Source organism: Psychrobacter sp. CX21 (assembly GCF_057396255.1).
In genome coordinates this window covers 1-12,816 of record NZ_JBXYJG010000032.1, presented here as the reverse complement: position 1 = coordinate 12,816, position 12,816 = coordinate 1, and the positions used below count along the sequence as shown (strand labels likewise).

The window sequence follows — 12,816 nt, the reverse complement described above, 5'->3', positions numbered from 1 at the left end:
GTAGATACCATCTTAAAAAATAAATATCAAGCAGAAATAAATTCAACTTTTGCCTGATAAGGAGATTGATGTTTCAATACACCATAGCAGATATGCACAAGCTTACGCATAGCAGCGCAAATCGCCTGCATCTTGCACTTACCATTGGCTAACAGCCTCTCGTACTGTGCCTTAATATCAGGATTCCATTTAGTGGATACCACTGCAGCCATATACAGTTTAGCTCTAATAGCACTTGAACCATTCTTAGCTAAACGTGATTTGCCTTTAAACTGTCCTGACTCAATATGTCTAGGAACAAGACCAATAAAGGCTGCAACCTGTGACGCTTTAGTAAACTGCTTATTGTGCATCAGCGATAGCATCTGTCTTGATGTGGCAGGGCCTACACCTTTGATAGTTTGTAGTAGCTCTTGGTCATGCTTTAACTTAGGATGTTTATCGATATGATCATCAATATCATCGTTAAGCTTTGCAATAGCAACTTCTAAAGCATCAATCATAGTGCCAATGGATTGCTTCACAATAGGCGCAGTATCAGTAGCATATGCTTTTTCTTGACGGTTAAGCTCACGTTGCAAGTCTTGCTGTAGTGCATCTAAACGAGTCAATAATGACTTTAATTGTCTTGCTTCTACTGGTGGCGGTGTCCACTGTTCTGGCTTAGCACTATTAGCATAACGAGCCAGTAAGACGCTATCCTTTTTGTCAGTTTTATTGCGACTACCAAGAGAGTTTGCATAGCTTCTGACATAGGCTGGATTTACGATACTTAGAGCAATACCTTTATCATGTAGAAAATAAGCCACATTCTCATGATAGACACCTGTTGCTTCAAGGGTTACGTGTATATCACTTAAATTATCGCTGACGTTTGTTTTTAGCCAGTTGATAAGATTATCAAAGTCGTCTTTGTTGTTTTTAAATACTTTGGTTTTAACCTTTAGCTTGTCTGCATCTTTAAGCCATGCAACATCAAGCTTTGCTTTACTAACATCGATACCAATATAATGAGTCATCTTGTCATCTTCCCTTGTTCATGCAGTGTCACTCGTATTGAGGCACTTGGATACCATTCAGAGTATTAAGATGATAAAAATGAGCATTGGGCATTATCTACGCTACAGTGTCTAGGCACTAAGGGTGCGCTCATGCTCTCAATGCTCGTGATTAACCGCTTTAGTTTATCAACTCTCGTTGATTGCGTTAAGGGGTCAGTCAAGATACAAGGGTGCGCCTCGCGCACCATTTATTTACCCATTTATAAGAACAAACCAGACAGCTAAACAGTTATAGAACTTTGCCTTAGGTGCGGTTTAGCCCTGATAGTAGCGGATATACTTGGTGTAGCACGGCGATGCAGGCGCTTAGTAAGTGACAGTATCGTAACGCAGGAATGGCACTTACTTTAGCGACTGCTGCCGTGTCAACCAAGATAGAAGCGGATAGCAGGAATTGCTACATAACCAACTGATAAATAGAGCGCTAATACCTCTTATTAACCAACGCTTGAACCTTGGCGCATCCTGCTTCATATTGAATATCACACGTTTTTTGATACATCGCTTTAGCTAGCTTATAATCTTGCTGTAGACCAATACCCTGCTCGTACATCTCACCGAGTCTATACATCGCTTCAAGATACTCATCATCGGCAGCTTTTTGATAATAGCGAATAGCCGTCTCATAGTTTTGCGGCACGCCCAACCCTTGATCAAATAACTCACCTAATTTATATTGAGCACCGACAAAACCTATCGTGTCTGATTTTTCAAACCAGTCAATGGCATGGTCATAATTTTGGGCGACCCCTTTACCCTTTAAATACATCAAACCAAGGTTGTATAAAGAGATGCCTTCGTTTTGCATAGCCGCTTTGTAGTACCACTCCCTTGCCTTACTATAGTCCTGAGGAACGCCCTTCCCTTCTTCATACATTACACCAAGAAAATGTTGCGCACCTGCATCGCCTTGATCGGCAGCTTTGTTCAGCCAGTTTAGCGCTTTGGCGTAATCTTGCTCGACCCCACTGCCCGATTCGTACATCATACCAAGCGCAAATTGCATGCCAGCATCGCCTTCATTGGCAAGCTTTGTGTACATCTCTACACCCGTATCGACATGGGCGGTTGTGCCTGAATGGAAGATTTGATGGGTAGCCACGTATTGCTGGGCAAGTGGATAACCCATGTCTGCAGCTTGTTGTATCCACCTTAGTGCTTCTTTATTATCTACGTTACCGTTTTGACTACTTAAAATAAACATGCCTTGTTTATAGAACTGTTCAGCCGTTATATTATCGGTTATAGCGCAATAACAGTCGGTATGGGCATTGACTTGAGCATTAGCTTGGTGCGGCGTTGTAAACAAAGCGAAAATGACCGTAGCTATTGTTAAATAAGATGGCGAACTAAAAGCGGCCTTTTGCTTCTTTTTCTGATTTAAGGTTTGATTTGGGCGGATATTTAAGGCGTTTTTAAAGGGCATCGTCACTCTCTAATAGGATTATGAAAGTCATCATAGCAAAAATAAGACGACGTTAGGGTGTTTCAGAGTAGCTCTTAAGATAGGTTTGGCACACATTCAATCGGGAAGCAGCTGTCGCAAATTTTGCGACAGTTGCTTTTTCATCTAATTCGCCATCTTTAAACACATTATTAATTTGCTTACCAATTGTTTTGATATCACGGTCAAACAGGTCATCCAATTGCTGACGATTTAGCCATACGCTATAGTCAAAGAACTTTAAAGTAGTCACAAGGCAACCGAGTACGAGTACTACTTCAGTAGGCTTAGCGAGGTTAACACCGTGACTCTTTATAAGTTCGCCGACTATATCATCCTCAAACTGTACTCGAATGTCAGCCTGTCCATCTTCATTTTGATAGATTTCTATGTTTGCGGTGTTGTTTTGTGTTTAAGGCTTGGTCATCTCCTATCCTTATATTTTGCTTGTTTATATATGGGATGTTTGCTGATAATTGTGTTAACCCTTTTATCTTTAGCTATGTAGAATGTTAAAGCTCAATTGACACAGCTTAGCATTCAAGTGACTTTTTTACATGCAAATCGTATTATCATTAAGCTAAGATAATCGATGAATTCTCAAATCGCATTATTTCCCTATCAAACTCTTTAACCTATCAAAGCTTAATCTTTCTTAATACTGCTAATACTGACAACTCTCTTGTCTTATCAAAACTTAAATAACTCAATCACCAGATACACGTATGCCCGTTTAATCACTTGGCACGAATATTGCTTCATTATTATTAATATCAGTTTTTAATAAATATTTGTTATTTTTTTAGGAGATAGACAGTGTCATATATTGATCCGAGTGAGTTTGCAACTAAAATGGTCGATTCGGGCGTCTCGAAGATGACCATGTCGACCCGCGATACCTTTGTTCGTGCCTTTATGGCAGGTGCGGTATTGGCATTGGCTGCCTTTTTTGCTATTAACGTCGCCACCAATACGGGCAATCCATTATTAGGCGCGCTACTCTTCCCGGTTGGCTTTATCATGCTTTATCTCATGAAGTTTGACCTGTTGACTGGCGTATTTACCTTAGTACCATTAGCAGTTATCGATAAACGACCAGGGGCAACGATGGGTCAATTATGGCGTAACTGGGGCTTGGTGTTTATAGGTAATTTTTGCGGTGCGATCACCGTTGCCTTCTTAGCTTCGTTTATTTTAACCTACGGTTATCAAACCGATGGCGGCGCAATTGCAGCTAAAGTAGGTACGATTGGTGAATCTCGTACTTTAGGGTATCAGTCGCACGGTTGGGGCGGTTGGCTCTCTATCTTTATTCGTGGCATGCTTTGTAACTGGATGGTGTCGATGGGCGTAGTGGGTGCAATGATTTCTACCTCTGCTACGGGTAAAATGCTTGCCATGTATATGCCTATCATGCTGTTCTTTTATATGGGTTTTGAGCACTCGATTGTTAATATGTTCTTATTCCCGTTCTCTATGATTATGGGTGGCGACTTTACGGTTATGGACTATTTAGTCTGGAACGAAATTCCTACCGCTTTGGGTAACTTGGTAGGCGGTTTGGTATTTGTTGGTTTACCGCTATATCTTACTCACGTTCGTACCCGCCCAGAACGCAATATTAATCCTATGACTTAAAATGCAGTACGTTAAATAACCGAATAGTTTGTGTAAAAGCAACTATAAGCAGACTTTAGATGCTTTGGTAATTGCAAATAGAGTTAATGAACCTCACCTGATCAATATTTAGGTGAGGTTTTTTAGAAAGAATAGTTTGATTGTGCTAGGGCGTATCATCATTTTAAAAATGGAGATAAAAATAAGATAAATCGCAGTCAGACAAGGAAAATAAAGCATTAAATATCGCGATATTTACCAATTATTTGACGAAGTATGTCAAGATTTAGCTATTTTTAGCCCAATTAAATGAAATTGTACGAATTGATGAAACGCCCTAGGTGGATATAAATTATGACTGAATCAAAATTAGACGAGATTATTGCTAATGATGACCATGATAGTAACGGTATAGATTCGTTCAATAATACACCGAACCATACTAATTTAACCCCAACGCTTACTTTAACTCACTATACGCAGACAGGTACTAATAAAAGTGAGAATCAAGATGCTTTGCTTGCCTATATACCACCACATGCTAAGCCTTCTTTATTTAGCAGTTACGGCGCTATATTTGCGTTAGCCGATGGTATTAGTAGCAGTGTATTTGGCAAAGAAGCCAGTCAAATTGCGGTCAATGGCTTTATTAACGATTACCTTGCTACTCCTGAAACGTGGTCAGTTAAAACGGCTGGGGTTCGAGTACTTTATGCATTAAATTCGTGGTTAGTTAGCCAAAGCCGTCAAGGCGGGCACAGCTTTAATAAGGACAAAGGCTATGTGTGCGCGTTAACTGTCATGATTGTACAATCACGTACTATACATATTTTTAGTACCGGCGATGTACGCGCCGTGGTGGTGCAAGATAACGAAGTAACTCAGCTCACTCAAGAGCATCGCCAAATATATGATGACGATAAGGTCTATTTAAGTGCAGGTTTAGGACTCGATGACCATTTACGTTTGGATTACATCAGTTATGAAGCGGTAGAGGGAGCATCTTATTGCTTGTTAACCGATGGTGTGCATGAGTTTATTACCGACGACACCTTGTTTGATACTGTTAATACCAGTGCAATCAATACAAGCTCTACTGATATAAACTTCGAAGATAATCTACAGGCTAACCGTGCCCAACAGTTGTGTCGGCTCGCAGTAGATGCTGGTTCCAACGACGATGTTAGTGCGTTAATAGTGGATATCCACACCCTACCTGAAGCGTTATTAAGCGAGCTCTATACTCAGAACCGTCACCTACCTGCTGTAGAGGGTTTACGTAAAGATGATGTGATAGATGGTCTGCGGGTTATCAGAACCTTGAGTATAACCCCACGTAGTCATACTTATTTGGTAACTACTCATAACGATAATGAAATCAACTCAAACAATAATGGCGACTCACCTATTTATGTGCTAAAAACGCCCTCGGTCGAAAAGCAGAACGATCAAGCTCACATAGATGCCATGCTGATGGAGGAATGGATAGCAAGACGTTTGGACAACGACCATTTAATGCGGGCACCACATGTGTCTCTACCACGAACTAAATGTTATACCCTTAGTAACTATGTTAAAGGACAAAGCTTAGACCAGTGGATGCACGAACATCCGCAGCCCAGCCTTAACCAAGTTCGCGGCATTATCGAACAAATAGCCAACGGACTACAGGCATTGCACCGTAGCGAGATTATTCATCGTGATTTACGCCCAAAAAATATACTTATTGACGAACATGGTACAGTGACAATTATCGACTTTGGTGAAGCGTTACTAATCGGGTTAACAAATGACACCAATATGGCAAACTCTGCGTTTGATATCCCTGGTAGCTTACAATATAGTGCGCCCGAATACATGCTTGGCAGTCTGGGTAGCGAGCGAAGTGATATCTTCAGTTTAGGTGTGATCACTTACCAGATGCTAAGCGGTCATCTGCCTTATGGGATGTCATTAACCAGTGCCTACACAAAAAAAGCGCAACAACAATTGTCGGTGCGCCCTTTAAGTGAGTATGCTGTTGACGTGCCACAGTGGATAACTTATGCAATCAATAAAGCCCTTGCTATTGAGCCCAAGCGACGTTATGGCGAAGTGTCTGAATTTATTTATGAGTTAAATCATCCCAGTCAGAACTTCAGACCTCAAGCAAGCTTGCCCTTTATTGAGCGTGATCCATTACGATTTTGGCAAGCACTTTGCGGTGTATTGATGCTAATAGTCATCGGACTGATAACTCATCAATATCTTTAGTTTAACGTGATAGTTGTAGTGCCCGTTTTTTGTTATTGAAACATCATAAACATCTATCAGGTATCAACACTAACTCAACTTTACCACGTTTTATAAGGTAAGAACTTACCATTAAACACAATCACGACTCTATCGCCTTTTGGATCTTCTTCCTTATCAACATCGATAGAGAAATCAATCGCACTCATGATGCCATCGCCAAATTGCTCTTGTACCACCTCTTTAATGCTGGGACCATATATTGCTACCGCTTCATATAAACGATAAATAAGCGGGTCTTGAGGTACATCCTTGCCCCAGCTTTTGGTCGGATATTCCATCAAAACTGTTTTTGCCTCGTCGGTTAAGTCCAGCACCTCACACAGTTTTTGAGCAGGCTCCTCTGGCATACTATTATTGCCAAAACATGCTGAGGTTACCCACACCACGCCCATGCCTACCGCATCGGCAATTTCTTGCCAACTTAACCCTTTGTCTTTTTTAGCCAAGATAATCGTTTCTGTTAACTCATCGCGTGTCATCATCTGCTCCAATAGTGGTCTGTTTAAAGCGCAACTTATTGATTAAAGTAGTCCGTTGCTTTAAATGTGCTGCAAATGCTATTCCAATTTACCTCTAAAATTAAAATCTGTCTCACTTATATAAGTTAATTAAAAAGCATATGTCTACTAAGGTAATACACCGCTTATATTTGGGCATATTTTGTATCATTAAACGATTTAAATTAGTGCGCTTTCGTCCTACCGCTCTAACCAACCTTCTGTTAAGCTTTAAAAATCGATATATAATAATGGCACCGACTGTTCTATACGGCATTAGGATATAAATATGTCTTTACTCATAAACTTACTCATACTATCTGCTATTGCCTTCACTCAAGTGAGTTGCAGTTATGAATCAAAGAATTATCCAGCACAAAGCGAACACATTGCCATGGATAACGGGAACTCTAAATATTTGTCATACTTAGGGAATTGGAATAAGGACAGGTATGACGAAGACAATCAATTAATATCAACCCTATCTCTTACTATTAACCATATATCTGAAATAAAAATCGGCGGTGAATACTGTTACATAAGTAGATATGGTGCAAAAATCGATTGTGAAAGTGATTTTGGAGGAGAGGCTCTAGGTAATAATCAGTATCTGATCAATTTCACCAGCTCTTTTGGCAATTTAGAAGGTAAAGCAATCCTCACGCTTGCTCCCGATCAAATAAAATGGGAGTTAAAGGAGTTTCCAGCTGATTTAGGCGTTTCTGTTCTTAAAAAAGCCACTTTAGTAAAGCAAACGAGTAGACAATGCCTAGATTTAGAAAATAAAAACGGTAGCAAAACGAGTTATCAATTTAAGCTGCGAAAAGAATGTGATGATCTGAATAGAGCTTCTCAGCTAGAGATTACTAATCTGCCCATCACACTTAGAGATTTTGCTACATGTTATGAGGATTACTGCGCCGCTAGATATCCCATTCATGATATGGAAGATGTAACAGCTAACTTACGTGAAGATTTTGATTTAGTTTATGAGCCCGAAACAGTGCTTCGACTACCAAATATCAATGATATTGAGGTTTATATCTTAGCTAGAAATTATACAGATGTAGAGGAATATGGGCTGGTTACTTTCAACGGTCATATCATTGACAGTATGATCATTGGTAGAGTTGGTACAGAGGACTATCTTTCAGAATTTGGCTTCGCTATTTCCAATGATTATCAGCAAATTGAGTTAACCTATAACGATCCACATACCCCAAAACTGTATAGAATCGATGATAGTGGAAAGATACAGACACTTGAATGATGCCTACACGCTATACTCTGATTGTTTAAGCGTACTGATCGTTTAAGCATTGTTGAATTCGTCCTAAGTACTGTTTCGAGATCTATGCATCGCGTAAAGACTGGGATATAAAAGTGGCGAAGAAATGGTTAAATCTGAGTTTGTAGCTAAAACTTTTGAGATGTTTCCGGTAGCGTGGGTGTTAACCCACGACTTGCATTATTGGTACTAGGGTGTAAACACGCTAACATTACTTCGAAAAAGTGGTTTCGCCCCGATAGTAGTACTCAACCTACTATTTTAATTCATCTGCTGCTACTCCAAATTTCTCTTATAACATTACCAAATTTATCAATATGCCTTGTATGGTTATTCACCTCATCCGCCATACAAGAAATAGTATTGTCTTCATCATCAGTGCACATGTTTGTATAAAGGGTACCGTTCTCAAAAGGTGGGGATACTTCATCAAATTGATAGGGCATCACTAAATCATTATTTTGAGACATAAACCCCCACTTATTTTCATTTTTTATACCTATCATCCCTTCATAAACTTGAGTAACGTTGTCAAACCTGATTGGAAGCACCACCTTACCTTGGGTATTTATTAATCCATATTTCATATTTGACTGCTCTCTATTATCATAAGAGTTTATATAAAGAGGGGTTTCACAGTCTATCTGCGTGTCTATCAAACTATCGACTTCAAGCATCGTCTCTTCTTCAACATCTTCTACAAAAGATAAAGAAGGATTGGTTTGGGTTGGACAAATAGGCTTATCTACCTTTCTTTTTGAAACGATTGCGTATCCGTTTTCAAATTGACTTATACCATCATACTTAAAGGGCGCGACCTTATAATTTTGAAAGTCTATAACACCCCATTTACCTTTAAGTTTGACAGGCGCTAACCCTTCCTTAAATGGTCTAACTTCCTCATATTCTAAAGGGATTACTTCTTCTCCTAACGTATTAATATAGCCCCATAATAGATTATCGTTACTGCTTTGTGATGAAGTTGAATTACCCACAGAGGCAAGTCCTTCGTGGAAGTCATAGGCCTCATTATAGTCGATAGTTATGAGTGAATTAGAATTATCTAAATACCCCCATTTATCATTATATTCAACTCTAGTCATAAAATTAGAGATTTGAGCGATAGAATCGAACATCATTGGAACTTCTAGGTCGCCCTTGGTGTATATTCCATATTTATTATTTTTAGAAACTTTAAATCGATCATGGCTTATGACATCAACCTTATCAAACTCTACAGGAACAACCATACTACCTTTTCGATTTACGGCACCTACTTTATCGTCTCTTACAACAATCATTCCGTTTTCGTCTGGCCATATAGAGTCTGAATAAAATCCTATACCAGGTTCAAACTCGACGGGTTGAATCATTTGTCCATCATAACCATAAATACCCATTTTTTCGTTTTTATAAACCAACATCACGTTTTCATGAGGCTGAATATCATCAAATATAGGTTCTACAATGATGATGCCCGTCCTATTGATTACACCTTGTTTACCATCTAATTCGAATATAGCAACGACTTCTTCATTCAGGCTCGGATAGCCAAAACCATTGACGAAGCTGTCGAATTTTGGCTCTACAATCTTTTCACCTTTAGTATTAATAACGCCCCACTTGCCATTTTCTTTGAACAGTCCCAATCCTATGGATCTAAAATTATGAGCATCTTGAAAGTCGAATGTAGCTATCTCATTGTTATTGGTGTCAATAATTAACCATTTATCACCTTTTTGAACGAGCGACCTACCATGGCTAAAACTGACAGGAGAATCATATTCGAAAGGTATCACGGGAATACCTTGACGGTTAACCGCTCCATATTTGTTTGTGGGTACATGCACTGCTGAAGCCAATTCATGCGTAAAAGTACAAAACCATGTCAATGATACGTTTTCAGGAAGCTCATGACCTTTATTAAGATGACAACCCATAAAAGCTTGAGCCTCTGGCAGCAGTATAATAGTAAGTACAATAAGGGCTTTTTGATACATTTTATTTATAAAGCCAAAGGGTTTATTTAGAGTTTGCATCATGTTGTCAACTTTGTCTCTGTATTCTTAAAAGAAGGGTTTGGGTGATATACAATATGTTTTGTTTGGATCTTAACATTTACTATATCAGTTATCTAAATAATTGGTTTGATGATTTTTGACTCATATCTTGTCAATTTTAAAGCGCTTTCATCAACGAAGCGTCCAAATTCAAGCTATATGATAGTATGGAGACTGACTATAACGCGCTATTATTTCTAGCAGATACTATTTAAGGATCTTAAATGGCTATATTGAACCGTTTGTTGAATAAAAAATTTGCACTTGCTGCCATTCCCGTAGCGTTAGGCTTGTCAGCTTTGCGTTCTACCTCATCTAACGCTGTCACTAGAGTCGCTACCAATAAACTAATGGATCTAGCGCGTCATCAAGCAAATTTAGAGCTCAAGTCGTTTAAGCTCACATCCGGAGACACCTTAGTTTATGCCGAAAGTCGCTCCGATTTAGGTAAAGCAGGCAAGCCCAAAGGTGAGCCGCTGCTACTGATACATGGCTTTGGCGGAAGTATGTTTAACTTTATCCGAATCTCCAAAAAATTTGATGAGTATCATGTGATTATTCCTGATTTATTAGGCTTTGGGGACTCGGATAAGCCAATGGATGCAGACTATCATTCCGATGCACAAGCTAAGCGACTGCATGAGTTGATGCACGCGAAGGGATTAACCTCAGATTTGCATATTGGTGGTAATTCGATGGGCGGTGCTATCGCTGTGGCGTATGGGGCGATGTATCCAGATGAGGTGGGTAGTGTGTGGTTGATAGATAGCGCAGGATTTTGGACGGTAAGACCTCAAAGCACTGTAGAGAATACAACATTAGAAAATGCAACGCTTGATAACAATCCGCTCTTGGTGAGTAGCTATAAAGATATCGATAAACTGCTTAAATTAACCATGCATAAAACGCCTTATATGCCGCGATTTATAAAAGTGGTAATGGCAGATCAGAGGCAGGCAAACAGAGCACTTGAGACAATAATTCTTGAGCAAATCACTAATGATAACGTTGAGAAGCGGGCAAAAGTCATCGCTGAGCATAATATTCCGACGTTAGTGACTTGGGGTGATAAGGATGCCATTATTAAGCCTGAAACCGCAGAGCATATTAAGACCATTATTCCACAAGCCAAAGTCATTATGATGCAAGACATTGGTCATGTACCTGTTATAGAGGCAGTCAAAAAAGTTGCGGAGGATTATAAATCTTTTCGAACATGGATAGAGTAAAGTTTATTTCAATACATTTTTCGAGACTTTCCCAAACTTTGTGTAACTGCTTATAATCCATAGTAAAGGAGAATAAGCAATGACAAAACAAACAGAACTAAAAAAACTAGCCGAACAAATGGCCAAACACGTTGGCAGCTTTGAAGACATCAAAGCATTTCAAAAAGAGCTCATGCAGTCATTTATTGACACTGCATTAGAAGCCGAGATGGAAGAGCATCTAGGCTATCCTAAGCATGAAAAGGCGGATACCCCAAACAAGCGCAACGGTCACACCAAAAAGACAGTGCGCAGTGACACAGGTGAGATTGAAGTATCTACACCCAGAGACCGTGAAGGAAGCTTTGATCCTGTATTGGTTGCAAAGCATCAAACTCGTATCACTGGGCTCGATGATAAAATCATCATGTTTTACGCCAAAGGCCAGACAACCACTGAGATTGTTGAGAGTATCAAAGATATCTATGACGTTGATATCTCAACCAGTCTCGTATCAAGGGTTACTGACAACATCATAGATGACATCACAGCATGGCAGAATCGTCCACTAAGTAGCTTATATCCTATCGTATATTTAGACTGCATTGTCGTTAAAGTACGTCAAGACAAGCAAATCATTAATAAAGCCATCTATCTGGCCTTAGGCGTCAATCTTGAGGGCAAAAAGGAGCTACTGGGTATGTGGCTATCGGAGAATGAAGGCGCTAAGTTCTGGCTAGGTATTCTCACTGAACTACAAAACCGTGGGGTTCAAGATATTCTTATTGCCTGTGTGGATGGTTTAAAAGGCTTTAGCGAGGCAATTAATACGGTATATCCAAACACACAGGTTCAGCTATGTATTGTGCATATGGTACGTTACTCTATGAAGTTTGTACCATGGAAAGATAGAAAAAAAGTAGCGGCTGGTTTAAAGGCGGTTTATGGTGCTGATACGCTTGAGCTGGCAGAGGCTAGCCTTGAGCAGTTTAATGAGATCTGGGGCGATAAATACCCGCATGTGGTTACCTCTTGGCGCAATAATTGGGAGGGCTTAACCGTGTTCTTTGATTACCCGAAAGACATTAGAAAAGCCATTTATACGACCAATGCTATCGAGTCATTAAATAGCGTGATTCGTACCGCTGTGAATAAGCGTAAGATATTCCCATCTGATCAAGCGGCGTTAAAGGTTGTTTATCTAGCGACTCAGCAGGCGTCTAAAAAGTGGTCGATGCCCATCCGTAACTGGACGTCTGCTCTTAATCGATTTATGATTATGTTCGATGAGCGTGTTAGTAAGCATTTAATCTAAATTGCAGTTACACAGAATTCAGGATGGGCTC

The 12,816-nt window shown here is 39.7% G+C and carries 10 protein-coding genes; 5 read left to right on the top strand and 5 right to left on the bottom strand.

The window, feature by feature from the left end; genetic code table 11:
* Positions 1–26: 26 nt before the first annotated feature.
* From AC2SLP_RS11660 to AC2SLP_RS11650, 3 genes are all read right to left on the bottom strand, one after another.
* Entirely contained in the window at positions 27–1,019 is a 993-nt protein-coding gene (locus tag AC2SLP_RS11660; protein WP_486535649.1) for an IS110 family RNA-guided transposase, read from the bottom strand.
* A gap of 466 nt (positions 1,020–1,485) precedes the next feature.
* Positions 1,486–2,487: a tetratricopeptide repeat protein gene (locus tag AC2SLP_RS11655; RefSeq protein ID WP_486536813.1), complete on the bottom strand. Its 1,002-nt coding sequence runs from the start codon at positions 2,485–2,487 to the stop codon at positions 1,486–1,488.
* A 52-nt stretch (positions 2,488–2,539) separates the two neighbouring features.
* Positions 2,540–2,758 carry a virulence RhuM family protein gene (locus tag AC2SLP_RS11650; protein ID WP_486536812.1) on the bottom strand — a complete coding sequence of 73 codons (219 nt, stop codon included), beginning with the start codon at positions 2,756–2,758 and terminating at the stop codon, positions 2,540–2,542.
* A 563-nt stretch (positions 2,759–3,321) separates the two neighbouring features.
* Here AC2SLP_RS11650 and AC2SLP_RS11645 point away from each other — a divergent pair.
* Together AC2SLP_RS11645 and AC2SLP_RS11640 are read left to right on the top strand one after the other, a co-directional pair.
* Positions 3,322–4,143, top strand: a complete 822-nt coding sequence (locus AC2SLP_RS11645; protein WP_486536811.1) for a formate/nitrite transporter family protein — start codon at positions 3,322–3,324, stop codon at positions 4,141–4,143.
* Between the two features lie 333 nt (positions 4,144–4,476).
* Positions 4,477–6,375 carry a bifunctional protein-serine/threonine kinase/phosphatase gene (locus AC2SLP_RS11640; RefSeq protein ID WP_486536810.1) on the top strand — a complete coding sequence of 633 codons (1,899 nt, stop codon included), beginning with the start codon at positions 4,477–4,479 and terminating at the stop codon, positions 6,373–6,375.
* A gap of 80 nt (positions 6,376–6,455) precedes the next feature.
* On the opposite strand, the gene cynS is transcribed toward AC2SLP_RS11640, so the two are convergent.
* Complete coding sequence (gene cynS / locus AC2SLP_RS11635) at positions 6,456–6,899, bottom strand: cyanase (protein WP_486536809.1); 444 nt, start codon at positions 6,897–6,899, stop codon at positions 6,456–6,458.
* A 304-nt stretch (positions 6,900–7,203) separates the two neighbouring features.
* On the opposite strand from cynS, the gene AC2SLP_RS11630 reads away from it, so the two are divergent.
* Positions 7,204–8,184 carry a hypothetical protein gene (locus AC2SLP_RS11630; RefSeq protein WP_486536808.1) on the top strand — a complete coding sequence of 327 codons (981 nt, stop codon included), beginning with the start codon at positions 7,204–7,206 and terminating at the stop codon, positions 8,182–8,184.
* A gap of 284 nt (positions 8,185–8,468) precedes the next feature.
* Here AC2SLP_RS11630 and AC2SLP_RS11625 read toward each other — a convergent pair whose 3' ends face one another.
* Entirely contained in the window at positions 8,469–10,244 is a 1,776-nt protein-coding gene (locus AC2SLP_RS11625; protein ID WP_486536807.1) for a WG repeat-containing protein, read from the bottom strand.
* Between the two features lie 242 nt (positions 10,245–10,486).
* On the opposite strand from AC2SLP_RS11625, the gene AC2SLP_RS11620 reads away from it, so the two are divergent.
* Together AC2SLP_RS11620 and AC2SLP_RS11615 are read left to right on the top strand one after the other, a co-directional pair.
* Positions 10,487–11,491, top strand: coding sequence for an alpha/beta fold hydrolase (locus AC2SLP_RS11620; protein ID WP_486536806.1), 1,005 nt, complete (start codon positions 10,487–10,489; stop codon positions 11,489–11,491).
* A 79-nt stretch (positions 11,492–11,570) separates the two neighbouring features.
* A complete protein-coding gene (locus tag AC2SLP_RS11615) occupies positions 11,571–12,785 on the top strand; it encodes an IS256 family transposase (protein WP_486535535.1) in 1,215 nt (404 codons plus the stop codon).
* Positions 12,786–12,816: the final 31 nt, after the last annotated feature.